This is a genomic window from Mesorhizobium sp. CA4 (assembly GCF_020165075.1).
Taxonomy (GTDB): Bacteria; Pseudomonadota; Alphaproteobacteria; order Rhizobiales; family Rhizobiaceae; genus Mesorhizobium.
In genome coordinates this window covers 238,138-262,828 of the sequence record NZ_JAIUHK010000002.1, presented here as the reverse complement: position 1 = coordinate 262,828, position 24,691 = coordinate 238,138, and the positions used below count along the sequence as shown (strand labels likewise).

Genomic DNA, 24,691 nt, shown 5'->3' with positions numbered 1-24,691 from the left:
CGCCTGCGCGTCGCTCGTTAATGGAAACGTTCTCGCGTTGCGCGACCATGCTACGCATCGCGCGTCTGTCACCAACGTCTCGCGGCTGAGCGATGACGCTGCGCGTCACGCCTCATCCAACTCCGCGTCGTCGTCGATCAGCACCAGATCTTCGTTCGACAGATTGGCCTCAATGCGGGCCAGCAGCTTGAACAGCGCCTTCTGGTCCTTCTTGTCGAGGCCTCTCAGCGCCTGTTTCTCGGTCTTCTTGACCGACTTCTCAATGGCGCGAATGGTTTCACGGCCGGATTCGGTGAGGAAGATATGGGCTTGGCGGGCATCGGCGTTGGAGGCGCGCTTTTCGAGGAAACCCTGCGCCTGCAGCCGGTTAATGGTCTTGGTGATGGTCGGCGGGCGCACGCCGAGCTTGCCGGCGAGATTGCCGGGGGTCTGGCCGTCCTCGCGGTCGAGCGCCAGCATGATCTGGTCCTGGCCGGCGTAAAAACCATGCGCCAGAAGCCGCGCCGCCAGCGCCGTGCGCGCCAGCCTTGCCGCCGAATGCAGCCGGCTCATTGTCGCTGCCTTGTCCGCCTTGGCCATGGCCATTCCCTCTTCGGCCGAACCGACGCGTCCAGCATAGAGGCTGCCCGACGGTTGGCAAATGACGATCTCTAAGAATCCGGCTTGCGGAACGCTTTGCCGGCAAGCATTGCTGTGCCCGCGCAGGTGATGCCAGATGTTTATTTCAGTTAGATGACAAACGACTTTTGCGCCGGCGAGATTCACCGCGAACGCTGGTGAAGGCCATTGGGCGCCCGTGCGGGTCTTGCGTCTGGCCTGCCTCAGCCGCCCTGACCCGCGCTTGGCGCCATCCCGCTTAAAGGGTCCGCCTGGCCCATCGGTTTGGCGGGTGCAAAAGCGCGGCACCCATCCTATATGAGGCCGACAATCCAGGATTTTCGAGCCAAGACTTTCGAGGCAAACCATGAGCGATGCACAGACGCAAATTCCCGTAACCGTTCTCACCGGCTATCTCGGCGCGGGCAAGACGACGCTACTCAACCGCATCCTGTCGGAGAACCACGGCAAGCGCTACGCCGTCATCGTCAACGAGTTCGGCGAGATCGGGATCGACAACGACCTGATCGTCGAATCCGACGAGGAAATCTACGAGATGAACAATGGCTGCGTGTGCTGCACGGTGCGGGGCGACCTGATCCGCGTCGTCGAGGGCCTCATGAAACGCCCTGGCCGCTTCGACGCCATCGTCGTCGAGACCACGGGTCTTGCCGATCCGGTGCCGGTGGCGCAGACCTTCTTCATGGACGACGACGTGCGCACCAAGACCAAGCTCGATGCGGTGGTGGCGCTGGTCGACGCCAAGCACCTGCCGCTGCGCTTGAAGGATTCCAAGGAAGCTGAGGACCAGATCGCCTTTGCCGACGTGGTGGTTCTGAACAAGACCGACCTCGTCACTCCGGAAGAGCTGGAAAAAGTCGAGGCAACGATCCGCGCCATCAACCCGGCCGCCAAAATCCATCGCACCCAGCGTTCCGGCGTACCGCTCACCGAAGTGCTCGACCGCGGCGCTTTCGACCTGTCGCGCGCGCTGGAAAACGATCCGCATTTCCTCGACGCGCACGACCACGATCATGACCACCATGATCACGACCACCACGATCATGACGGTCACGACCACAATCATCACGACCATCCGTCCGACATCCATGACGTGACGGTGAAGTCGGTGTCGCTGCGCGGCGGCGAGATGGACCCGAAGAAGTTCTTCCCCTGGATCGAGAAGGTGACCCAGATGGAGGGACCCAACATCCTGCGGCTGAAGGGCATCATCGCGCTCAAGGGCGACGAGGACCGTTACGTGCTGCAGGGCGTGCACATGATCCTCGAGGGCGATCACCAGCGCGCCTGGAAGGACGGTGAAAAACACGAGAGCCGGCTGGTCTTCATCGGCCGCGACCTCGACGCCGAGCGGCTCAGGAAGAGTTTTGAGGCCTGCCAGGCGGCTTGATTTCCTGACTTTCAGGCGCTAGCGCTGCCCCTTCGTCCTTCTCCCCTTGTGGGAGAAGGTGGCCTCGCGAAGCGAGGTCGGATGAGGGGTGCTCCAGCTTGGCAAGGAAGGCAATCCGTCCAACACCCCTCATCCGTCTTGGCGCTGCGCGCCAATCCACCTTCTCCCACAAGGGGAGAAGGGGGAGCCACATCTAGCCGCGCCGGCTAATCTCGAACGGATCGTTTGCATGCCCACAGTCGCCCCACTTGACCTCGAAGGCCATTGCGTCGCCGCCGTCTTTCTCAATGAGGTGCCGCATTTCGCTTTGGCTGACGGCACGATCCACCGGCTCGACAATGGGTATAAGACCGCGCAGGCCAATGACGGCCTGCTCGCCGCCTTCCACGACGCGGCGAAGGACCGGCTGATCACCGGCGGCGAGGACGGCAAGGTGTTTGCCGTGAAGGCCGGCGGCGAGGTGAGCGAACTGGCCAGCGCCGGCAGGAAATGGGTGACCAGCGTCACTGCCGGACCGCAGGGCGCGGTCGCCTATGCTTCGGGCAAGACCGCCTTCGTGCGTTTCGCCGACGGCAAGATCAAGGAATTTGCCCATCCGCGTTCGGTGGAAGGGCTCGCCTTCTCGCCCAAGGGCATGCGCTTCGGCGTCGCCCGCTACAATGGCGCGACACTGCATTTCCCGGCCGCCGAAGGCAAACCGGTGGAACTCGAATGGGCCGGCGCTCATACCGGCATCACCTTTTCGCCGGACGGCGCCTTTCTGGTCACCACCATGCAGGAAAACGCGCTGCATGGCTGGAAGCTCGCCGACGGCAAGCACATGCGCATGAGCGGCTATCCCGGCAAGGTGAAGAGCCTGTCCTGGAGCGTGAAGGGCAAATGGCTGGCGAGTTCCGGCGCGCCGGCGGCGATCGTGTGGCCGTTCGCCAGCAAAGACGGGCCGATGGGCAAGGCGCCGCTGGAGCTCGGCACGCGCGGCAACACCATGGTGACCTGCGTCGCCTGCCATCCCAGTCAGGATGTCACGGCCATCGGGTATGAGGATGGCATGGTGATTGCGGCGCGCTTCGCCGACGCCAAGGAAGTGCTGCTGCGCCGCCCCGGCAAGGGCGCCATCACGTCGATGATGTGGGACAGGGAGGAACGCCGCGTCGTGTTCGGCAGCGCCGCCGGCGATTGCGGCGTGATCGATATCACGGCTTAAGGGCAGTAAGGCAGTAGGGAAATAGCGCTTGAAAGCCACCCTACTGCCCTACTGCCCTACTGCCCTACTGCCCTACTGCCCTACTGCCCTACTGCCTACCGTCTGAGGGGACTTCATGCATTCAATCCACCGGACTTCCATCGGCGGCATCGAGATCGCCCGAATCGCCGAGTTGCGCGAAGCGGAAGCGGCCGCCTTCCGCAGGGCGCGGCCGAAATCCGAGGCGAAGCTGGGCAACGGCATTGCCGGCTTTCTCGGCGGTGTGCCGATGCACTGGATGACGGACTGGCCGACGCCGTTCCCGATCCTGGTCGACGGCGCCAAGGGCGCCACCATCACCGACATAGACGGCAACAAGCTCGACGATTTCTGCCTTGGCGATACCGGCTCGATGCTCGGTCATTCGCCGCCAGCTGTCGCCCGCGCCATCCGCCGGCAAGCTGCCCGGGGTCTGACCTACATGCTACCCAGCGAGGATGCGCTGGCGATCGGAACGCTGCTGCAGCAGCGGTTCGGGCTGCCCTACTGGCAGATCGCAACCACTGCCACCGACGCCAACCGCTTCGCGCTGCGAGTCGCCCGCGCTGTGACCGGGCGCGAGAAGATTCTGGTCTTCAACGGCTGCTATCATGGCTCGGTCGACGACACGATGGTGCGTCTGATCGACGGCAAACCGGTGAACCGGCCTGGGCTGGCCGGCGAATTCCGCGACCTGACGCGAGCAACGAAGATCGTCGAGTTCAACGATATTGCCGCATTGGAAGCAGCGCTGGCTGACCGCGACGTCGCCTGCGTCATCACCGAGCCGGTGCTGACCAATTCCTGCATGGTGCTGCCGGAACCCGGCTTCCACGACGCGCTGCGGCGCCTGACCCGCGCGGCCGGCACGCTGCTTCTGATCGACGAAACGCACACCATCTCCACCGGCCCCGGCGGCTATACCAAGAAGCACGGGCTGGCCCCGGACCTGTTCGTGCTTGGCAAGCCGGTTGCGGGTGGCGTGCCGGCAAGCATCTGGGGCATGAGCGAAGAGGTCGCCACGCGTTACGGCGCCTACAACCGGGCGAAGGAGCCCGGCTATTCCGGCATGGGCACGACGCTGTCGGCCAATCCGCTGCAATTCGCGGCAATGCGCGCCACGCTGGAAGAGGTGATGACGGAGGAGGCCTACGCCCATATGGACCGGCTGGCGCGCCGCCTCGATGCGGGACTCTCCGCCGTCATCCAGCGAAAGAAGCTGCCCTGGCATGTCGCGCGGGTCGGCGCGCGCGTCGAATTCATCTGCGCGCCCGGGCCGCTCGGGAATGGCGGCGAGGCGGAGAAGGCGCATGCGCCGGAGCTCGAAGCCGCCATCCACGTCGCGCTGGTCAATCGCGGCGTGCTGATCGCGCCGTTCCACAACATGATGCTGATCTCGCCGGCAACGACTTCAGCGCAAGTGAGCCGGCTGATCGCCGCTTTCGCCGCGGTTGCGGGCAAGCTTGCGGCGTGAGACAAGTAGTTGAAAGATTGGCAAACATGGACAACCCAAGCGCTGTAACAAACTCGCCTTCCGGCTCGAAGCCCGCCGAGGCGAGAGCCTTTCTCGACGCACATCCCGAGATCGAGGCGTTCGACATCGTGCTCACCGACGCCAACGGAATCGGCCGCGGCAAGATCGTGCGCCGGCACGAGTTGATGGGCATTTTCGAGAACGGCCGGCACCTGCCGATCTCGATCCTCGGCCTCGACATCACCGGCGAGGATGTGCACGAAACCGGACTGGTGTGGGACACCGGCGACGGCGACCTCAGGGCATGGCCGATCCCCGGCACCCTTGTGCCGCTCTTCGGCACCAAGCCGCCGCGCGGCCAGGTGCTGATGTCGATGCACCATCTCGACGGCCAGCCAATGACCTCCGACCCGCGGCTGGTGCTAGCAAGGCAGGTGGAATTGCTGGCGGCGCGCGGCCTGCATCCGGCGGGCGCTTTCGAGCTTGAGTTTTTCCTGCTGTCCAACGAGCGCGATGCGGATGGCAAGGTTCAGCCTGCCCGCGCGGTGCTCGACGGCCGCCGCTCGGCCAAGACCGAGGTCTATTCGGTCGACCATCTGCATGGCATGGAGCCGCTGTTTTCCGACATCTACGCCGCGGCCAAGGCGCAAGGCATTCCGGCCGAAACCGTGATTTCCGAATACGCGCCCGGCCAATACGAGCTGACGCTGAACTACCGCAAGGACGTGATGCGGGCGGCCGACGACCTCGTCATGCTGAAGCGGCTCGTCAGGGCGCAGGCGCGCCGGCACGGTGTCACCGCCTGCTTCATGGCCAAGCCCATCGAGGCCTATGCGGGCTCCGGCATGCATTTCCACGTCTCGCTGCAGGACGATGCCGGCCGCAATGTCTTCACCGAGGGCGCCGGCGAGAAATGGTCGCCAAAGCTGCTCAACGCGCTTGGCGGCCTGATCCACACCATGGCGGAATCGATGCTGGTGTTTGCGCCGCACGCCAATTCATGGCGCCGCTTCGTCTCGCAATCCTACGCGCCCGTCGCGCCCAGTTGGGGCGTCAACAACCGCTCGGTGGCGCTGCGTGTACCGGCGGGCGACGCCAAGAACCGCCGCATCGAGCATCGGCCGTCGGGCGTTGACGCCAACCCCTACCTTGTCGCCGCAACGGTTCTGGCCGGGATCGTCAAAGGCCTGGATGAGGGTCTGGACTCTGGCCCCGAGACGACCGGCAACGGCTACGAGCAGGCAGCGGAGAAGTCGAGCATGCCGGCCGACTGGCGCGCTGCGATCGAGGCGGCCAGAGGCTCCGATTTCCTGAAGTCGGCGCTCGGCCCCGACCTGCACCGGACCTTCGTGGCGATCAAGCAGGCTGAATATCTGCGCGTCGCGCGGACCGTCAGCGAGTTGGACTATCATCTCTACCTGCACGAGGTTTGAGGCAGCGCCCGGCAGGCGGGACGATCACGTTTTGCCGACATCGGACGCCGAAGAAATATTGGCGGAACCTTCCCGAGGCCTCGCTCATTCCAGATTGGATAGCAGGAGCAGACAGAGCCGCGTCAGAGATGATCGACCGGATGCCAACCACCCCAGCACCGCACCATGCCAAGGTGAAGGCCAAGCATTGGCCGACGCCCGAGCCGGCCGATGTGGTGGCGCCTGAAGCCGACGATATTCCGGAGTTGCGCGAAGAGGCGAAAGGCTGCCGCCGCTGCCCGCTTTGGCATGACGCAACGCAGACCGTCTTGGGCGAGGGACCGGAGAATGCCGATGTGATCTTCGTCGGTGAGCAGCCGGGCGACCAGGAGGATCTGGCCGGCAAGCCGTTCGTCGGGCCGGCAGGCAAGGTGTTCGACAGCATACTGGGCGACGCCGAGATCGATCGCCGCAAGGTCTATGTGACCAATGCGGTGAAGCACTTCAAATTCGAACCGCGCGGCAAGCGGCGCATCCATTCGAAGCCCAATGCCGGCGAAATCCAGGCCTGCCGCTGGTGGCTGGACAAGGAGCTCGATCTCGTCAAGCCGAACCTCGTGGTGGCGCTCGGCGCGACGGCGGCGCAGTCGCTGCTCGGCAAGGCGGTGCCGATCACCAAGATGCGCGGCGATGTGATCGAGCGCGAGGATGGCTTGCGCGTGTTCGTGACCATCCACCCGTCCTTCATCCTGCGCATCCGCGATCGGGAGGACAAGGAGGCCGAGAAGGAGCGGTTTTTGCAGGATATGCGGAAGGTGAAGCAGCTGATGGCTGCTTGATGGGGGAGTGCTAGCCGCTTCTCTTTCGATCACTCATGCCATGCCGATTAAGCGGCGATCGTTCGCGCTGCCCCTCATTGCCCTGCCGGGCATTTCTCCCCGTACAGTGACAGGGAGAAAAAGCTGTCGCGCAGCGCTTCGCCAATCGCCAGCGCGGCGCGGCTATCGCCTTCTCGCGTTCACGGGGAGAAGGTGCCCACAGGGCGGATGAGGGGGCAGCGCCTACGCTCGCGTAGATGACACGGCGTCGTCGTCTAACGGACTAGAATCGCCCTCAGATCATTCACATTCGTGCCTGTTGGCCCGGGCACGAACAGATCCCCGACGGCACTGAAGGCCGTCCAGGCATTGTTGCCGGCAAGCATCGCCTTGGCGTCGACGCCTGCTGCGCGCATGCGCGCCACGGTCGAGCCGTCCGCGAAGGCGCCGGCATTGTTCTCCGAGCCGTCGATGCCATCGGTGTCGGCAGCCAAGGCATCGATGCCATTCACGCCGTCGATGCCGATGGCGAAGGCGAGCAGGAATTCGGAATTGCGGCCGCCTTTGCCCTTTGCCCGCAATGTCACCGTCGTCTCGCCGCCGGACAGGATCAGCACCGGCTTGGCGAAGGGGCGATTGCGCGTCGCCACCTCGCGGGCGATCGCGGCGTGCACGCCGCCGACCTCACGCGCTTCGCCTTCGATGGCATCCGAAAGGATGGCGGCCTCGATGCCTTGCCGCTTCGCTTCGGCGGCGGCGGCTTCCAGAGAGACGCCGGCCGAGGCGGTCAGGTGCACTTCGTTGCCGCCGAAGCGTGGATCGTCGAGGCGCGGCGCGTCCGCGGCCGGAGACTGGATATGCGCCATGACCGAGGCCGGCAGCTTCATGCCGTAGGCGGCGATCGAGGCCAGCGCATCCGCGCGGCTGCCGGTGTCGGGAACGGTCGGTCCTGATGCGACCAGCGCCGGATTGTCGCCCGGGATATCGGACACGACCAGCGATACGACCCGGGCCGGATGAGCGGCGGCGGCCAGGCGTCCACCCTTGATGGTCGAGACATGCTTGCGGATGGTGTTCATCGCCGCGATTGGCGCGCCGGAGGCAAGCAGCGCCTCGTTGACGGCGATCTCGTCGGCAAGCGTCAGCCCCGGAGCCGGCGACGGCAGCAGGGCCGAGCCGCCGCCGGAAATCAGCGCCACGACCAGGTCGTCCGAAGTCAGCCCACGCACTTTCTCCAGCAGCCGGCGCGACGCCTCGAGACCGGCGGCATCCGGCACCGGGTGCGCCGCTTCGATGATCTCGATGCGCTCGCATCTGGCGCCATAGCCGTAGCGGGTGACGACTAGCCCATCGATGGGGCCATCCCAGACCTTCTCGAAGGCGGCGGCCATCTGCGCCGAGCCCTTTCCCGCGCCGATGACGACGGTGCGGCCCTTCGGCTTCGCCGGCAAATGATTGCGGATCGTCTTTTCCGGGTCGGCGGCGGCGACGGCGGCGTTGAAGATCGATGTGAGGAAGCTTTTCGGGTCGGTCATTTTTCTTCCGGCGGCAGCGCAAGCCCGCACGCATCGATGCCAAGATGGGCGCACAGCGCGTCGACCACGACGCCATGGTCCTCGCGCTCCGGCAAGCCGGAGACCGCGATGACGCCGATCACGCCGGCGCCCTTCACCGTGACCGGAAAGCCGCCGCCGGCCAGCACATAATCGGCAATGTCGAGCGCTTCGCCGACCTTGAACGTGCGGTCCGGGCGCTGCTGCTCCAGCACCAGGCGATAGGTGCTTCTCAGATAGCGCTTCACGACGTTGATCTTGCGCCGCGCCCAATCGGGATTTGACGCATTGGAACCCGGCATTGCGGCATAGAAGAGCGGCCGGTCGAAGGTCCTGATGTCGACGATGATCGGCAGGTTTTCCCTCAGCGCCCGGTCCCTGATGGCGGAACCTATCTTGAAGGCGACGGCCTCATCGAAAGCCGCAAAGACCAGCGTGGCTTCCTGTTTCTTGATCAGAGCGATGTCGTCGGCGGTGGCCATGTCTCGTTCTCCGAAAATCGACACCGTCGTTTGTACGACAACCTCTGTCCGGTCAAGCATTCGTCGCGGAGGCCCCCTCATCCGGCCGCTTCGCGGCCACCTTCTCCCCGGTCGGGTGAAGAGATGGGCGCCAGGCTCGGCGGCCCTCCTCTCCCCTCGGGGAGAGGTCGGATTGTCCCGAATTGCCGTTCGCAATTCGGTCAGCAATCCGGGTGAGGGGGTCACCCAGCCACAATCGCGCTCTTTGCCGGCCGCCCGGCCACATAGACCTCGCGCACGGCGCGGTCGTCGCCCAGCGTTTGCAGCAGGAAGAGCTCTTCCGCCAGCGTCTCCACGGTCTCCATCCTGAGCCGCATCCCCGGCGTCGCATGAGCATCGAGCACGACGATGTCGGCATCGGTGCCTTCCTCCAGCGTGCCGACCCTGTCGGCCACGGAAAGCGCCTCGGCATTGCCGCGCGTCAGCTGCCAGAAGGACTGGAACGGGTTGAGCTTCTCGCCGTTCAGCGCGATCACCTTGTAGCCCTCGTCCATGGTGCGCAGCATCGAATAGTTGGTGCCGCCGCCGACATCGGTCGCGGCGGCGATCCTGAGCGGCTTTTCGCGCCGGCGGTAGCGCTGATAGTCGAACAGGCCGGAGCCGAGGAAGAGATTGGAAGTCGGGCAAAACACCGCGACCGAGCCCGATTGCGACAGCGCATCCGCCTCGCGTTCCGACAGATGGATGCAATGGCCGAACAGGCTCTTCTTGCCGAGCAGGCCGTAATGCTCATAGACATCGGCGTAGTCGCGCGACCAGGGGTAAAGCTCCTGGGTGAAAGCGATCTCGGCGTGGTTTTCCGACAGATGCGTCTGCATGTGGAGATCGGGATGCTCACGGCAGAGCACGCCGGCCACCTCCATCTGCTCGGGCGTAGAGGTGATGGCGAATCGCGGCGTAATGGCATAGAGCTGGCGGCCCTTGCCGTGCCATTCGGCGATCAGCGCCTTGGTATCGTCATAGCCTGTCTGCGGCGTGTCGAGCACGCCGTCCGGCGCGTTGCGGTCCATCATCACCTTGCCGGCGATGTTGAGCATGTTGCGCTCATGCGACTCGGCGAAGAAAGCCTCGGCTGAAGACTTGTGCACCGAGCAATAGGCAACGACGGTCGTCGTGCCCTGGCGCAGCATCTCGTCGAGGAAGACCCTGGCGATGCGGCGGCCATGCTGCGCGTTCTGGAATTTCGACTCTTCCGGAAAGGTGTATTTGTTCAGCCAGTCGAGCAGCTCGGCGCCGTAGGAGGCGATGATCTGCATCTGCGGCACATGAACGTGCGCGTCGAGGAAACCCGGCAGGATCAGATGCGGACGATGGTCGATCGTCTCGACGCCGGCGGCCGCCTTCTTCGAGACCTCGGCATAGGAGCCGGTTGCGGCGATCTTGCCGTTGTCGATCAGCAGTCCGCCATCATCCTCGTAGCGCCAGGCGGAATGGTCGTCGACCGCTTCGGGCCAACGCAGGAAGGAGAGCGTGCGGCCGCGCAGAATTTTCGCTGTCATGCTTACTTTCCGGCGCCTTCGAACCAGGCGACCAGAAGGGCCCTTTCCTGGTCGGTGATCTGGGTGACGTTGGCGGGCGGCATGGCATGCGCCCGGCCGGCCTGGATATAGATCTCGCGCGCATGCTCGGCGATGCGCTCGTCGGTGTCGAGCAGCACGCCCTTCGGCGCATGGTAGATGCCTTCATAGACCGGCTCTTGCGTGTGGCACATCGAGCAGCGGCCGAGCACGGTGTCGCGCACGGCCGGGAAATGCGCCGAGGCGATGTAGACCTGCGCTGCGGCGGAGGCGGCGGAGGTCTTCGGCTCGCCGGTCAGCACCTTCGGCACGGTCGACAGCCAGATGATGATCATGAACAGCACGGCGGCGCCGAGCCAGGTCCAGGTCGGGTTACCCTTCCTTGCATGCACGGTGTTGAAATAGTGCCGGATCAGAACGCCGATGATGAAGACCAGCGAAGCAATGACCCAGTTGAACTGGGTGCCGAAGGCCAGCGGATAGTGGTTCGACAGCATCAGGAACAGGACCGGCAAGGTCAGGTAGTTGTTATGCAGCGAGCGCTGCTTGGCAATCTTGCCGTATTTCGGGTCCGGCTTGCGGCCGGCGATCAGGTCGGCGACGACGATCTTCTGGTTGGGGATGATGACCATGAAGACATTGGCCGACATGATCGTGGCGGTGATGGCGCCGAGATGCAGGAAGGCGGCGCGGCCGGTGAAGAGATGCGTCAGCCCCCAGGCGATGAACACCAGCACGCAATAGAGCACCAGCATCAGCCCGGTGTCGCTTTTGCCGAGCGACGAGCGGCAGAGCAGGTCATAGACGATCCAGCCGACGCCGATGGTGGCCAGCGACAAGAGAATGCCGACCGGCACCGAGATGTTGAGCACGTTGGGATCGATCAGGAAGAGGTCGGCCCCGGCGTAATAGACCACGCAGAGCATGGCGAAGCCTGACAGCCAGGTGGCATAGGATTCCCATTTGAACCAGGTGAGGTGCTCGGGCATCTCGGCCGGAGCGACCAGATATTTCTGGATATGGTAGAAGCCGCCGCCATGCACCTGCCACTCCTCGCCGAAGGCGCCGGCGGGCAGGCCGGGACGCTGTCGCAGGCCGAGGTCGAGGGCGACGAAATAGAAGGACGAGCCGATCCAGGCGATGCCGGTGATGACATGCAGCCAGCGGACGGCGAAGCTCAGCCAGTCCCAGAAAATCGCGAAATCCGTCATTGCACTCGTCCCTGCCGATGAGAGCGACTTTACGGTCTGGCGCGCAAACGAAAAGAGGCGAGGTGCGCGATGACTTTCAAAAAAAAATGGAAAATACTAGGGTTGCCTAAGGTGTGTGTGGATTCAGGTCAGGCCGAGCCGAAAACACGGGTTTCGACAACCGGAGCGGAGCGTATTTGAAATACGCGAGCACCGGAAGCGCAGGAGCCCCGGCGTTTGCAGGCCATCACCTGGATCTCCAAGCACCTCCGCGCAGCCATCTAAGAGCCACGAAACCGCATGGCCTATCTCGACAACATTGCCGTCTTCGTCCGTGTCGTCGAGCTCGGCAATCTGTCGGCCGCGGGGCGCGACATGCGCATTTCGCCGGCGGTCGCCTCCAACCGCATCAAGGAGTTGGAAAAGCATCTGGGCGTCAGGTTGTTCAACCGCACGACCCGTCAGTTGATGCCGACCGAGCACGGCACGGTGTTCTACACCGGCGCCAAGCAGGTGCTGGATGCGATCACCGAGGCGGAAGCCGCGGTTGCAGCACTTTCCGGCCAACCGCGCGGCACGATCAGGGTTACGGCACCGCTCGGCCTCGGCCGCCGCCTGATCGCTTCCGGCATTCCGGATTTCCATGACAAATACCCCGATATCGAGGTGCGGCTGAGACTCTCCGACCACAATGTCGACATCATGAAGGAAGGCATCGACGTCGCCTTCCGGCTCGGCATCATCGAGGATTCCAGCCTCAGGATGCGCGGCATCATGGAATGCGAGCGCGTGCTGGTGGCGGCGCCGAAATATCTGGAATCGCGCGGCGAACCGGCGGAGCCGCAGGAGCTGGTCGGCAAGAAGCATGACTGCCTGATGCTGCGCTATGCCGGCGCGCGCGAATTCGTCTGGACGCTGCAGACGCCCGGTGGCGTGCAGAAATTCGAGGTGCATGGCCCTTACGACACCGACGACGGCGACGTGCTGACCGGTTGGGCGCTGTCGGGGCGCGGCATCATCAACAAGCCGCGCTTCGAGGTCGAGCCCTTCATCCGCGACCGGCGGCTGAAGGTGATCCTGCCCCAGGCGCCGCCGACACCGGTGCAATTCGCCGCCGTTTATCCGCACAAGAAGCTGCAGGACCCGAAGGTGCGGCTGCTGCTCGACTTCATGGCCGAGCGCTGCCAGCGGCTGATCAAGGATATCTTGGCTGGGAAGTAAGGGGTACCAGCGTTGCGGCGGGATCGGCCGAAGTCTCCGTAACGTCGTCATCCACGGGCGAGCGACGCGAAGCGGAGCGCAGGCCGAGGAAGCCGCCCGTCTAGAGTTTGGTTTTCGCAATTCCGGGCGGAAGGCTACGGCGGAGGCGCCGAGTCTAGCCGCACTTTTCCTGGAATGGCTTCGGATCAATCCATCAGCCGCGCCGTGCCCGACACCCTGATCGAGCTGCCGGGCGCCGGTGGAATATCGGCATGAAGGCGCGAGCGCATCCCCATATCCTCGCCCTGGACGATGTCGATGGCGCCGCCATGGGGCCAGCCGAGATCACGCAGATAGCCCGCAAAGGCAGCGGTCGCGGCACCCGTCGCCGGGTCCTCATAGACACCGCCGGACGCGAAGGGATTGCGCGTGTGAAAGAGGCGCGGTGTCTCTGCATAGGCAAGCAGGATGGTGACCAGGCCTTCGCGCCGCATGAAGGACTGGCCTTGCTTCAAGTCATAGGCCATGGCGGCCAACGCCGCGCGCGACTTCAGCGCCAGCACGAGATGATCGGCGCCGCCATGGATGAGCGCCGGTGGAATGGCGGGATCGAGATCGCTCCGCTGATAACCGAACAAGGCGAGCACTTCGCCGACCAGTTTCGACGAAGCGGGCTTGCTGCGCGTCGGTGGCGACTGCAGGGCGGCGGCAAAGTTGGCGCCATCGCGAAACCCCTCGACGGTAATGTCGGCCTGGTTGAGGGCCAGCTTGAAGATGCCATCGCCGAATTTTCCGACCAGCGCCGCGCCGAGCGCGATCGTGGCATGGCCGCAGAACGGCACTTCCGACTCCGGCGAAAAGTAACGCACGCGCCAGCTGTCGCCCTCGGGCGCCGCGAAGGCGGTTTCGGAAAAGCCGACTTCAGCCGCGACGCGCTGCATGTCGGCGGCGTCGGGCAGCGTCTCGCCGATCACCACGCCGGCGGGGTTGCCGCCGGTGTTCCCGTCCGAAAAGGCTGCGCTCCTGAATACGTCCATGTTCCTGGCCTCGTTGTCCCGTGAGGCGCAACAAACACGTTTCGGGCCGCTTTGGGAAATGAAGAAAGCGGCGAGCAGCGGTGAGCGCCAGTCACACCTGCATCAGGATGATGCTATTCAATCCGATGGGGAACGAAATTCGACCGATCGCCGTTCTGACGGTTGGCGGTCGTTCGGGCCGCCTTCAGCTCTCAGCCAATCGATGCAGCCGCGACAGGAGCCGACCATGGACGCCATCGCCACCAAGAACGACCTCAAATCTGATGCCAAGAAGGAATCGATCGATCTGCTCAACGCCAGGCTTGCCGACGCCATCGACCTGGCGCTGATCATCAAGCAGGCGCATTGGAACGTCAAGGGCCCGCAGTTCATCGCCATCCATGAGATGCTGGACGAATTCCGCGAGGAGATCGATGGCCATGTCGACATCATCGCAGAACGCGCCGTGCAGCTCGGCGGCACCGCGCATGGCACCTCGCAGGAGGTGTCGAAGGCGACGAGGCTGAAGCCTTATCCGACCGACATCCACAAGACCAAGGATCATCTCGCGGCGCTGATCGACCGCTATGCCACGGCCGCCAAGCTGACCCGCGAAGCGATCGACGAAGCCGACGACGCCGGCGATCGCGATACAGCGGACATCTTTACCGCCTATTCGCGCTCGCTCGACAAATTACTGTGGTTCCTCGAGGCGCACACGCAGGAAAAGGAATAGCCAGGCTTTCCTTGCCCGGCCGGTTGAATCAGCCGGCCATCGCCTTGTCAGCGCTGGCTGAGCTTGGCGCTTCCGCGGCGTGCGACACCAGCGCCGTCATGATCTCGGCGGCAGCAAGTGCTGCGATCACCGGCGGGCGCTTGTCCTTCACCGCATTGCCGCCGATCGGCGAGATAAGCCGGCCGAACTGCGCTTCGCTGCCCTCGGCGGATTTCAGGAACCAGTTCCTGAAGGTTGCCTTTTTGGTCTTCGAGCCGATCATGCCGACATAGGCGCTGTCGTCGCGCTTCAGCGCCTCGGCGACGATCAGGAAATCCAGCGCATGATCATGGGTCAGGATAGCGAAGGCCGATCCGGCCGGCGCCTCGCGCACCGCGGCCTCGGGCATTGGCGTCAGCCGCGTCTCGACCGTTTCCGGCATACCTTCCAGCGCTTCGGATCGGGTCTCGACCACGACGACGTGGATGGGCAGGAGCGCCAGCGACGCGGCCAGCGCCTGGCCGACATGGCCGCCGCCGAAGAGATAGGCATGCGGCAGATGCGCTTCTTCCGATTCAGCCTTGGCGATCAGTTGCTGCTCCAGCGAAGCATCGATGAGGCGGATCAGCACCTCGACGCGGCCGCCGCAGCATTGGCCGATTTCTGGCCCGAGCGGGACGTCAAGCCTGGCGCAGACTTCATCAACCTCGATGCCGGCTCCCCTCCCCCTCGAGGGGAGGGTGGCGGCGGAGCCGCCGGGTGGGGTCGCCCGCGCAGTACTCCGCGCTTTGGCGGTGCCTTCTGTGGCGTCCCCCTCTGGCCGCTTCGCGGCCATCTCCCCCTCACGGGGGGAGAGCATCTGCCGCGCCTTGTCGGTCGCCATGTATTCGAGCTGGCCGCCGCCGATCGTGCCGAAAATGGCCGATGCCGAGACAAGCATGAAGGCGCCGGCCTCTCGCGGAGTCGAGCCCTTGGTGGCCGCCACTTCGACGAGAGCGACCCGGCCAGTTTGGCCGAGAAATGCCTTCAGGCTTTGCGCGTTCGAGTCCATCGTCTGCATTCCCAGATCGTGATGGCGTTTCGTTGAATCGCCCTCACGATCTAACTCTTTATTGGAGCGAGATCTTTCTCCGAAACCCGGTTCCCACTTTTCGGGATCATGCTCTAGCGCCGAAATATAGTGTTTTTCGGCCCGAATTGCACGTTTTACGCCGGCTTCACCGCTTCCCGCTTCAATCGCTCGATCGCCATCAGCACGCGTTCCGGCGTCGCCGGAGCATCGAGACGTGGACAGATCTTGTGATCCGCGACGCTCGCAACCGCGTCCGACAGCGCATGCAGCACCGACATGCCGTGGGGCAGCGGCGGCTCGCCGACAGCCTTGGAGCGGTGGATGGTCGGCTCATAGGCCGACGACCAGTCGGTCAGCTTGACGTTGAAGATCTTTGGCCGGTCAGACGCGAGCGGGATCTTGTAGGTCGACGGCGCATGCGTGCGCAGCCGGCCGCTATTGTCCCACCACAGCTCCTCCGTCGTCAGCCAGCCCATGCCCTGGATGAAGCCGCCCTCGACCTGGCCGAGGTCGATCGCCCGATTCAGCGAACGGCCGGCGTCGTGCAGGATATCGGTGCGCTCGACGACATATTCGCCGGTCAGCGTGTCGACCGAGACCTCCGAGCAGGCTGCGCCATAGGCGTAATAGTAGAAGGCATGGCCGCGGCCCTTGCTGCGGTCCCAATGGATCTTCGGCGTCTTGTAGAAGCCGGCCGCCGAGAGCTGGATACGGTTGATATAGGCCTGCTTGACCAAGTCGTTGAAAGCCACTTCCTGATTGCCGATGCGCACCCGGTTGGGCAGGAACACGACCTGGTCATGCGGCACCTGATATTTGTCGGCGGCGAAATCGGCAAGCCGCTTGCGGATCTGGCGGGCGGCGTCCTGCGCCGCCATGCCGTTGAGGTCGGCGCCGGAAGACGCGGCCGTCGGCGAGGTGTTCGGCACCTTGGCGGTGGTGGTGGCGGTGATCTTGACCCGGTCGAGGTCGATCTGGAACTCTTCGGCCACGACCTGCGCCACCTTGAGATGCAGGCCCTGGCCCATCTCGGTGCCGCCGTGGTTCATATGCACCGAGCCGTCGGCATAGACATGCACCAGCGCGCCGGCCTGATTGGCCTCCGTCTTGGTGAAGGAAATGCCGAACTTCACCGGCGTCAGCGCCAGGCCGCGCTTGATGAAGCGGCTGTTATTGTTGAAGGCGCTGATCTCACGGCGGCGTCGCGCATAATTCGCGCTTTCCTCCAACTCGGCCACGATGCGCTGGATGATGCAATCCTCGACCTTCTGGTGGTACGGCGTGACGCTGCGCTCGCCGACCGCCTCCATCGGATCGTAGAAATTGAGCTTGCGGATTTCGAGCGGATCCTTGCCGACGGCGAAGGCCACCTCGTCAATGACGCGCTCCGCACCGACCATGCCCTGCGGCCCGCCGAAGCCGCGGAAGGCGGTGTTGGAGACGGTGTTGGTGTAGAGCGGCGCCGATTTCGCATGCACCGCCGGATAGAAATAAGCGTTGTCGCAGTGGAACAGCGCGCGGTCGCCGACCGGACCCGATAGGTCGGCCGAGAAGCCGCAGCGCAGCGCGTAGGTGAAGTCTACGCCCAGGATGTTGCCTTCGTCGTCGAAGCCGACCTCGTAGTCGATGGCGAAGTCATGCCGCTTGCCGGTGGCGGTCATGTCCTCGTCGCGGTCGAGCCGGATCTTTACCGCACGCTTGAGCTTCTTGGCGGCAATGGCGGCGATCGCGGCGCACTGGTTGGCCTGGGTTTCCTTGCCGCCGAAGCCGCCGCCCATGCGGCGCACTTCGACCGTGACCGCATGGCTCGGCACGCCGAGCGCATGGGCGACCAGATGCTGCGTCTCGCTCGGCCCCTGCGTCGAGCAATAGACGATCACTTCGTCGTCCTCGCCGGGGATCGCCAGCGAGACCTGGCCTTCGAGATAGAAATGGTCCTGGCCGCCGAGCCACATGCGGTTCTTGATGCGGCGCGGCGCGGCGGCAATCGCCGCAGCCGCATCGCCGCGCTTCAGGATGAGCGGCGTGGTGACCTGCTTGTCGTTGACCGGGTCGAGGTTCCAGATGTCGATGACGGCCGGAAGCTCGTCATATTCGATCTTGGCGAGCCGCGCGGCGCGGCGCGCTTCCTCGCGCGTCTCGGCAACCACGGCGAAGATCGGCTGGCCGTAGAACTCGACCTTGCCTTCGGCAAGCACCGGATCATCATGCATGTTGCTCGGCGAAACATCGTTCTCGCCGGGCACATCGGCATAGGTCAGCACATCCACCACGCCCGGCGCCGACCGCACCGCCGACAGGTCGATGCTTTTCAACGCGCCATGCGCGACCGTGGAGAGGCCGAGGCCGATATGCAGCGTGCCGGCAGGCTCCGGCATGTCGTCGATATAGACGGCGGCGCCGCTGACATGCTTGTGCGCGGAATCGTGCCGCTGGTCGGTGGCGACACCTCCGACGATCTTTTCCGCCTTAAGATTGGGAGTGGCGTGCTTGTTCATTTAGCCTCCTTCCCTTCTCCCCGTTCACGGGGAGAAGGTGGCCCGAAGGGTCGGATGAGGGGCAGCGCCGATATTGACGAACTTGCGAAAAACGATCGGCGACGGCGCTGCCCCTCATCTGCCTGCCGGCATCTTCTCCCCGTGAAGGGGGAGAAGGGGACTACCCGCGACGGTCCGGCGCTTTGCCTTGATATGTTGGATTGCTGGCGCATCAGGCGGCCTCGTTGCGCGAGACCTGGAACGGCGCCTTCGTTCCCGTCGTCTCGATATAGAAGCGCAGCAGAAGGTTCCTCGCCGCCAGCGCCCGGTATTCGGCGGTCGCGCGCATGTCGGTCAGCGGGGTGAAATGCCTGGCATATTCGGCCATCGCGGCCTTCACCGTCGCTTCGTTCCAGACCTTGCCGATGAGCGCCTTCTCGACCGCCGCGGCGCGCTTCGGCGTCGCCGCCATGCCGCCATAGGCGATGCGGATGTCGGCAACCTTGCCGTCCTTGGCCAAGGTCAAATAGAATGCCCCGAGCGTCGCCGTGATGTCTTCGTCGCGCCGCTTGGTGACCTTGTATACGGCAAACTTTTCGCCGCTCGCCGGCACCGGAACATGCACTGCTTCAACGAATTCGCCCGGCTGACGATCCTGCTTGCCATAGGCGATGAAGAAGGTTTCGAGCGGGATGGTGCGGCGCTCTTTGCCCTTGCGCAGGGTGAGCCGAGCGCCGAGCGCGATCAGCGGTGGCGGAGTGTCGCCGATCGGCGAGCCGTTGGCGATGTTGCCGCCGATCGTGCCCATGTTGCGCACCTGCTCGCCGCCGATGCGGTCGACCAGCGGTCCCAATGCCGGGATGCTCTTCGACAGCGTCTCGAAGGCCTCGGTGTAGGTGACGCCGGCGCCGATCGTGATCACGCCGTCTTTCTCCGACATAGCGCGCAGGCCGTCGAGGCCGCCGATGAAGATCGCCGGCGAGATGTCGCGCATATGCTTGGTAACCCAGAGACCGACATCGGTAGAACCGGCGACGATAGTGGCGCCCGGCTCCTTTTCAAGCAAAGCGGCGAAATCGTCGACGTCGGCCGGCACGATCAGTCGCGCCTTGCCCGACCCGATCTCGACCCTGGCGCCATCGCGCAACGCCTTCAGCCGTGCGGTGATGTCCTCGCGCTCCGCGGCCAGCGGATCCTCAGCCGCCTTGCCATAGCTCGAAATGGCATGCGCGGCGCGCATGATCGCCTCATAGCCGGTGCAGCGGCAGAGATTGCCCTGCAGCGCCTTTTCGATCGCCGCGTTCGACGGATTGGGCGTCCTCATCCAAAGACCGTAGAGCGACATGATGAAGCCCGGCGTGCAGAAGCCGCATTGCGAGCCGTGGTAATCGACCATCGCCTGCTGCACCGGATGCAGTTTTTCGCCGTCGCCGCCCAGATGCTCCACCGTGACGACATGGGTGCCGTCGAGCGAGCCCATGAAGCGGATGCAGGCATTCACGGTCTCATAGACGAGACCTTCGGCGGAGAGCTTGCCTACCAGCACCGTGCAGGCGCCGCAGTCGCCCTCTGCGCAACCTTCCTTGGTGCCGCGCAGCGAGCGGTTGAGCCGCAGCCAGTCGAGCAGGGTCGCATCGGGCGCGACATCGGTCAGCGCCACGTCGGCGCCGTTCAGGATGAAGCGTATCTCGTTGCGGATCTCTGGCATGTCTCAGCTCCCCCGATAGGTCGAGTAGCCATAGGGCGAAATCAAGAGCGGGACATGGTAGTGCCGCGCTTCCGCCATGCCGAAGCGGATCGGCACGATGTCCAGGAAAGCGGGCTCAGGCAGTTTGATGCCCTGGCCGCGCAGATAATCGCCGGCGGCGAAGACCAGCTCATACTCGCCGGTGCGGAAATCGGCGCCGGCAAGCAGCGGCGCATCGCAGCGGCCATCGTCGTTGGTGGCGACGGTCTTGAGATGCGTGCGGCTCTGGCCCTCGATGCGGAAAAGCCCGATCGACAGACCCTTTGCCGGCAGACCGGTCGCGGTGTCCAGCACATGGGTCGTCAGGCGCCCGCCATCGGCTTTCGACGTTTCTGCCACTGGCCGCCTCCCATCCCGGTTCAGTTTCAGGTCAATTGTGCGCCAATTAAAGGCGATGCATAAGCCCGGGTCGAGCGGAGTGCGGCAAAAAGCACTTTCAAAAATTTTCGGGGGAATGCAGCAGCACTCCTTTCGATATCTTCGATGCAGCAATCGGGCAGGAGCGGCAATGCGTTACGAACGAGACATGCGCGGTTACGGGGCCAATCCGCCGGATCCGAAATGGCCCGGCGGCGCGCATGTCGCGGTGCAGTTCGTCGTCAATTACGAAGAAGGCGGCGAGAACTGCGTGCTGCATGGCGACAAGGCTTCAGAGGCCTTCCTGTCGGAGATCGTCGGCGCGGCGCCATGGGTCGGTCAGCGCCACTGGAACATGGAATCGATCTACGAATACGGCGCCCGGGCCGGCTTCTGGCGGCTCTATCGGCTGTTCACCGAAGCACAGGTGCCGGTGACCTGCTATGGCGTCGCCACCGCACTCGCGCGTTCGCCCGACCAGGTCGCGGCGATGCAGGAGGCCGGCTGGGAAATCGCCTCGCATGGCCTGAAATGGATCGATTATCGCGACCACGCGGCCGAAGACGAGAAGCGCGATCTCGAAGAGACCATCAAGCTGCATTACGAAGTGACCGGCGCGCGGCCGACCGGCTGGTATACCGGCCGCACTTCGGTGAACACCGTGCGGCTCGTCGCCGAGGAAGGCGGCTTCGACTACGTTTCCGACACCTATGACGACGAGCTGCCCTACTGGTTCGACCGCGACGGACTGGAGAAGCCGCAGCTCATCATCCCTTACACGCTCGACGCCAACGACATGCGCTTCGCGACGCCGCAAGGCTTCAACTCCGGCGACCAGTTCTTCGCCTATCTGAAGGACAGCTTCGACACGCTCTACGCCGAGGGCAAGGCAGGGCGGCCGCGCATGATGAATATCGGCCTGCATTGCCGACTGGTCGGCCGTCCTGGACGAGTGGCGGCATTGAAGCGCTTCGTCGACTATGTGAAATCGCACGACAAGGTGTGGCTGACACGGCGCATCGACATCGCCAAACACTGGCGCGAAACGCACCCCTACGAGGCACCGGCGCTGCGGCCGTCGCGGATGGGGTTCGAGGAATTCGTGCATGCCTTCGGCGGCGTGTTCGAGCATTCGCCCTGGATCGCCGAGCGCGCCTACGAGCTGGAGCTTGGACCCGCGCATGACAGCGCCGGCGGCCTGCATAACGCGCTCTGCCGCGTCTTCCGCGCGGCGACGGAGGCCGAACGGCTTTCCGTGCTCAACGCCCATCCGGACCTCGCCGGCAAGCTGGCGGCGGCCAAGCGGCTGACGCCGGAATCGGCGAAGGAGCAGGCTTCCGCCGGGCTCGACGCGCTGACCGACAAGGAGCGCGAGCTGTTCTCGAAACTCAACGCCGCCTATGTCACCACCTTCGGCTTCCCCTTCATCATCGCGGTCAAGGGCAAGACCAAGGACGAAATCCTGGCGGAGTTCGAGGCGCGGATCGGCAACAGCCGCGGCACCGAGTTGGAAACCGCCTGCAAACAGGTCGAACGCATCGCGCTGCTTCGCCTGAAAGACATGCTCCCGCAATAACGCCAGGGATCCCCATGGATATGATCAAGACCGCCGAGCGAACCTATTACGCGCCGCAGGGCGGCCATCCCGGCCAGAACGAGCTGTTGACCGGCCGCGCCGTCTTCACCGAGGCCTATGCGATCATTCCCAAGGGCGTGATGCAGGACATCGTCACCAGCCCGCTGCCCTTCTGGGACAAGACGAGGGCCTGGATCATCGCAAGGCCGCTCTCGGGGTTCGCCGAGACCTTCTCGCAATATGTAGTCGAGGTCCTGCCCGGGGGCGGCAGCGACCGGCCCGAACTCGACGCCGGCGCCGAGGGCGTGCTGTTCGTCGTCGAGGGCGAGCTCACCGTTTCGTTTGCCGGCAAAAAATATGTGCTTGCCCCCGGCGGCTTTGCCTTCCTGCCGCCGTCGAACGGCTGGACGGTGCGCAACGAGAGCGGCAGCACCGTTCGCTTCCACTGGATCCGCAAGGCCTATGAGGCTGTCGACGGCCTCGACGCGCCGGAAGCCTTCTTCTCGAGCGACCAGGACGTGGCGCCAAGCCCGATGCCGGGCACCGAAGGGCGCTGGGCAACGACGCGCTTCGTCGACCCAGCCGATATGCGCCACGACATGCATGTCACCATCGTGACGCTGAAGCCCGGTGCGGTCATCCCGTTCGCAGAGACCCATGTCATGGAGCACGGGCTCTATGTGCTGGAAGGCAAGGCGGTCTACCGCCTCAACCAGGACTGGGTCGAGGTCGAGGCCGGCGATTTCATGTGGCTGCGCGCCTTCTGCCCGCAGGCCTGCTATGCCGGCGGCCCCGGCAATTTCCGCTACCTGCTCTATAAGGACGTCAACAGGCATGCCAGGCTTGGCGGCTATCTTGGGGGCAAGGCGCGGTGAGCCGCATCGTCGCCCGACCGCTGACCCGTGAGAACTTCGCGCCGTTCGGCGATGTCATCGACATGGGCGGCGACAACCGCTACCCGATCAATGGCGGCAAGGCGATGCGCTATCACGACCTCGCCACCGCCGAGGCTGCGGGCCAGAACGCGCGCGTGCTGATCTCGATGGTGCGCGGCACGCCCTACGAGATGCCGCTGAAGCTCACCATGGTCGAGCGCCATCCGCTCGGCAGCCAGGCCTTCATCCCGCTGTCGCCGCGGCCGTTCCTGGTGGTCGTCTGCCATGACACGAATGACGGCCCGAGTGAACCGCATGCCTTTCTCGCCGGCCCCGGACAAGGCATCAACTACCGCCGCAACCTGTGGCACGGCGTGCTGACGCCGATCGGCGAGGAACAGGATTTCCTCATCGTCGACCGCGGCGGCGACGGCTCCAATCTCGAAGAGTTTTATTTCTCGCATCCTTACGAGATCCACCTTCCCTGAAAGCTCGCGATTCCCATGACTGACATTTCAATGATCGACCGCCTGCTCGATGTGATTGAGCACGACATCGTGCCGAAGACGGTGCAAGGCGTTGCCCATGGCAACAAGCTGTTCGGCGCCGCGATCCTCAGGAAGGACGACCGGGCGCTGGTGCTGGCCGAGACGAACAACGAGATGGAAAATCCGCTCTGGCATGGCGAGGTGCACTGCCTGAAGCGCTTCTACGAGATGCCCAAGGCGGAGCGCGTCGACACCAAGGATGCGCTGTTCGTCGCCACGCACGAGCCCTGCTCGCTCTGCCTGTCGGCGATCACCTGGACCGGTTTCGACAATTTCTACTATCTCTTCAGCCACGAGGATTCGCGCGACAGTTTTGCCATCCCGCATGATCTGAAAATCCTGAAAGAGGTCTTCACCCTGGATCCAGGCGGCTACAATGCCGAGAACGCCTATTGGAAGAGCTTTTCCATACGCCGGCTGGTCAGGGCTTTGCCCGAGGCTGAGCGCAAGCGGCTGGAGGCGAGGATCGGCAGGATTGCGGCGCGTTATGACGAGCTGTCGGATGCCTATCAGGCAAGCAAGGCCGACAACGACATCCCGCTGAACTGACGCGGCTTTCCCGATCTTGAATTGCCACCTTTATGGTGGCATATTGGGTTATGGAGAAACGCAGGCCCACTTACGATCTTGGTGCGATCAAGACGACGTTTGGGTCTGCCGACACGCTGGCGATCACGATATCAGCGCTGCGCGATGCCATTGGTCTCGGCTTCGATCGCACGAGTGTCGTCGAGGTGATTGGCACCATGACACCAAAGATGTTCGTAAAATCGATGACGACGTTCGCGGATCATCGGGTCTGGCAAGATGTTTACCATGTCCCAGCGCGCGATCTGATCCTCTATGTGAAATTTCAGGCGGATGTCGTGACTGAATTCACGGTTGTGGCATTCAAGGAGAAATAGCCATGGCAAGAAAAGAGAGGCCTGAAACGATGACCTCCCCGGAAACGGGAGAGACGCTGACGCGCGGGGTTCGTCCATTCGCCGTGACCTACAAGGGCGAGAGCATGACGGTCGACCTGCCCGGCTATTATCCAGCTTCGGATGGCGAGAGCGTGCATGTCGGGGACGACATGGCTGCCGTCGATGCCGCTCTGCGCATTCTCAAGGAAAAGATCGACGGCGTGCCGGCGCCAGAAACTATCCGGCGCATGCGCGCAAAGCTAAAGCTGTCGCAGCGCGAGGCGGGTTCCCTGTTCAAGGTCGGAGAGAATGCTTTTGACAAATATGAAAGAGGCCTCATCGAGCCGAGTGGGCCGACCATTCAGTTGATGACGCTGCTCGAGAAACATCCCGAATTGCTCGACGAATTGCGCTAACGACCCAGGTCGCATTTTTTGATGCTCCAGTCGCGAATGGCGATTGAAAGTCGCGACGCCGCGGAGCGTTAT

The 24,691-nt window shown here is 64.0% G+C and carries 23 protein-coding genes; 13 read left to right on the top strand and 10 right to left on the bottom strand.

From position 1 onward, the window contains the following. Window positions 1-105: 105 nt before the first annotated feature. Complete coding sequence (locus tag LB528_RS02865) at window positions 106-579, bottom strand: MarR family winged helix-turn-helix transcriptional regulator (protein ID WP_224713772.1); 474 nt, start codon at window positions 577-579, stop codon at window positions 106-108. 385 nt (window positions 580-964) lie between these two features. Here LB528_RS02865 and LB528_RS02860 point away from each other — a divergent pair, with 385 nt between their 5' ends. From LB528_RS02860 to LB528_RS02840, 5 genes are all read left to right on the top strand, one after another. Beyond that, window positions 965-2,008 (top strand): CobW family GTP-binding protein, encoded by a 1,044-nt coding sequence (locus tag LB528_RS02860; RefSeq protein WP_224713771.1) that lies wholly within the window; start codon window positions 965-967, stop codon window positions 2,006-2,008. A 229-nt stretch (window positions 2,009-2,237) separates the two neighbouring features. Next, a complete protein-coding gene (locus LB528_RS02855) occupies window positions 2,238-3,212 on the top strand; it encodes a WD40 repeat domain-containing protein (protein WP_224713770.1) in 975 nt (324 codons plus the stop codon). 115 nt (window positions 3,213-3,327) lie between these two features. Next, window positions 3,328-4,704: an aspartate aminotransferase family protein gene (locus LB528_RS02850; RefSeq protein ID WP_224713769.1), complete on the top strand. Its 1,377-nt coding sequence runs from the start codon at window positions 3,328-3,330 to the stop codon at window positions 4,702-4,704. Window positions 4,705-4,730: 26 nt separating this feature from the next. Continuing rightward, window positions 4,731-6,137, top strand: coding sequence for a glutamine synthetase family protein (locus tag LB528_RS02845; RefSeq protein WP_224713768.1), 1,407 nt, complete (start codon window positions 4,731-4,733; stop codon window positions 6,135-6,137). Next, on the top strand, window positions 6,134-6,955 hold the full coding sequence (locus LB528_RS02840; protein ID WP_224713767.1) for a UdgX family uracil-DNA binding protein: 822 nt from the start codon (window positions 6,134-6,136) through the stop codon (window positions 6,953-6,955). The genes LB528_RS02845 and LB528_RS02840 overlap by 4 nt, the downstream gene beginning before the upstream one ends. Window positions 6,956-7,209: 254 nt before the next feature. On the opposite strand, the gene LB528_RS02835 is transcribed toward LB528_RS02840, so the two are convergent. From LB528_RS02835 to LB528_RS02820, 4 genes are all read right to left on the bottom strand, one after another. Beyond that, window positions 7,210-8,469, bottom strand: a complete 1,260-nt coding sequence (locus LB528_RS02835) for a glycerate kinase (protein ID WP_224713766.1) — start codon at window positions 8,467-8,469, stop codon at window positions 7,210-7,212. Beyond that, window positions 8,466-8,969, bottom strand: coding sequence for a heme-degrading domain-containing protein (locus LB528_RS02830; RefSeq protein WP_224713765.1), 504 nt, complete (start codon window positions 8,967-8,969; stop codon window positions 8,466-8,468). The genes LB528_RS02835 and LB528_RS02830 overlap by 4 nt, the downstream gene beginning before the upstream one ends. A 221-nt stretch (window positions 8,970-9,190) precedes the next feature. After that, complete coding sequence (guaD, locus tag LB528_RS02825; protein ID WP_224713764.1) at window positions 9,191-10,507, bottom strand: guanine deaminase; 1,317 nt, start codon at window positions 10,505-10,507, stop codon at window positions 9,191-9,193. A 2-nt stretch (window positions 10,508-10,509) separates the two neighbouring features. Beyond that, on the bottom strand, window positions 10,510-11,736 hold the full coding sequence (locus tag LB528_RS02820) for a urate hydroxylase PuuD (protein WP_224713763.1): 1,227 nt from the start codon (window positions 11,734-11,736) through the stop codon (window positions 10,510-10,512). 279 nt (window positions 11,737-12,015) lie between these two features. On the opposite strand from LB528_RS02820, the gene LB528_RS02815 reads away from it, so the two are divergent. Beyond that, entirely contained in the window at window positions 12,016-12,936 is a 921-nt protein-coding gene (locus tag LB528_RS02815; protein WP_224713762.1) for a LysR family transcriptional regulator, read from the top strand. 185 nt (window positions 12,937-13,121) lie between these two features. On the opposite strand, the gene LB528_RS02810 is transcribed toward LB528_RS02815, so the two are convergent. After that, the gene (locus LB528_RS02810) at window positions 13,122-13,952 is read right to left on the bottom strand and encodes a PhzF family phenazine biosynthesis protein (RefSeq protein ID WP_224713761.1); all 831 of its coding nucleotides are present in this window, start codon (window positions 13,950-13,952) and stop codon (window positions 13,122-13,124) included. Between the two features lie 226 nt (window positions 13,953-14,178). Here LB528_RS02810 and dps point away from each other — a divergent pair, with 226 nt between their 5' ends. Next, window positions 14,179-14,667 (top strand): DNA starvation/stationary phase protection protein Dps, encoded by a 489-nt coding sequence (gene dps / locus LB528_RS02805; RefSeq protein WP_224713760.1) that lies wholly within the window; start codon window positions 14,179-14,181, stop codon window positions 14,665-14,667. A gap of 28 nt (window positions 14,668-14,695) precedes the next feature. Here the strand turns inward: dps and xdhC are convergent, their stop codons facing one another. The 4 genes from xdhC to uraH form a co-directional block, all read right to left on the bottom strand. Next, the gene (gene xdhC / locus LB528_RS02800) at window positions 14,696-15,697 is read right to left on the bottom strand and encodes a xanthine dehydrogenase accessory protein XdhC (RefSeq protein ID WP_224713796.1); all 1,002 of its coding nucleotides are present in this window, start codon (window positions 15,695-15,697) and stop codon (window positions 14,696-14,698) included. A gap of 155 nt (window positions 15,698-15,852) precedes the next feature. Beyond that, on the bottom strand, window positions 15,853-18,216 hold the full coding sequence (xdhB, locus tag LB528_RS02795) for a xanthine dehydrogenase molybdopterin binding subunit (protein ID WP_224713759.1): 2,364 nt from the start codon (window positions 18,214-18,216) through the stop codon (window positions 15,853-15,855). Between the two features lie 211 nt (window positions 18,217-18,427). After that, window positions 18,428-19,903 (bottom strand): xanthine dehydrogenase small subunit, encoded by a 1,476-nt coding sequence (gene xdhA, locus LB528_RS02790; RefSeq protein WP_224713758.1) that lies wholly within the window; start codon window positions 19,901-19,903, stop codon window positions 18,428-18,430. Window positions 19,904-19,906: 3 nt separating this feature from the next. Next, on the bottom strand, window positions 19,907-20,281 hold the full coding sequence (uraH, locus tag LB528_RS02785; protein ID WP_224713757.1) for a hydroxyisourate hydrolase: 375 nt from the start codon (window positions 20,279-20,281) through the stop codon (window positions 19,907-19,909). A gap of 169 nt (window positions 20,282-20,450) precedes the next feature. Between uraH and puuE the strand changes: the two genes are divergently transcribed. The 6 genes from puuE to LB528_RS02755 are packed head-to-tail and all read left to right on the top strand — an operon-like array spanning window position 20,451 to window position 24,619. Next, window positions 20,451-21,875 carry an allantoinase PuuE gene (gene puuE, locus LB528_RS02780; protein ID WP_224713756.1) on the top strand — a complete coding sequence of 475 codons (1,425 nt, stop codon included), beginning with the start codon at window positions 20,451-20,453 and terminating at the stop codon, window positions 21,873-21,875. 14 nt (window positions 21,876-21,889) lie between these two features. Continuing rightward, entirely contained in the window at window positions 21,890-22,750 is an 861-nt protein-coding gene (locus LB528_RS02775; protein ID WP_224713755.1) for a bifunctional allantoicase/(S)-ureidoglycine aminohydrolase, read from the top strand. Then, window positions 22,747-23,238, top strand: a complete 492-nt coding sequence (locus tag LB528_RS02770; protein WP_224713754.1) for an ureidoglycolate lyase — start codon at window positions 22,747-22,749, stop codon at window positions 23,236-23,238. The genes LB528_RS02775 and LB528_RS02770 overlap by 4 nt, the downstream gene beginning before the upstream one ends. 15 nt (window positions 23,239-23,253) lie before the next feature. After that, window positions 23,254-23,847 (top strand): nucleoside deaminase, encoded by a 594-nt coding sequence (locus LB528_RS02765; RefSeq protein WP_224713753.1) that lies wholly within the window; start codon window positions 23,254-23,256, stop codon window positions 23,845-23,847. Window positions 23,848-23,897: 50 nt separating this feature from the next. Next, window positions 23,898-24,203 carry a type II toxin-antitoxin system MqsR family toxin gene (locus LB528_RS02760; protein WP_095769411.1) on the top strand — a complete coding sequence of 102 codons (306 nt, stop codon included), beginning with the start codon at window positions 23,898-23,900 and terminating at the stop codon, window positions 24,201-24,203. A gap of 2 nt (window positions 24,204-24,205) precedes the next feature. After that, complete coding sequence (locus LB528_RS02755; RefSeq protein WP_224713752.1) at window positions 24,206-24,619, top strand: type II toxin-antitoxin system MqsA family antitoxin; 414 nt, start codon at window positions 24,206-24,208, stop codon at window positions 24,617-24,619. The last annotated feature ends 72 nt before the right edge of the window (window positions 24,620-24,691 follow it).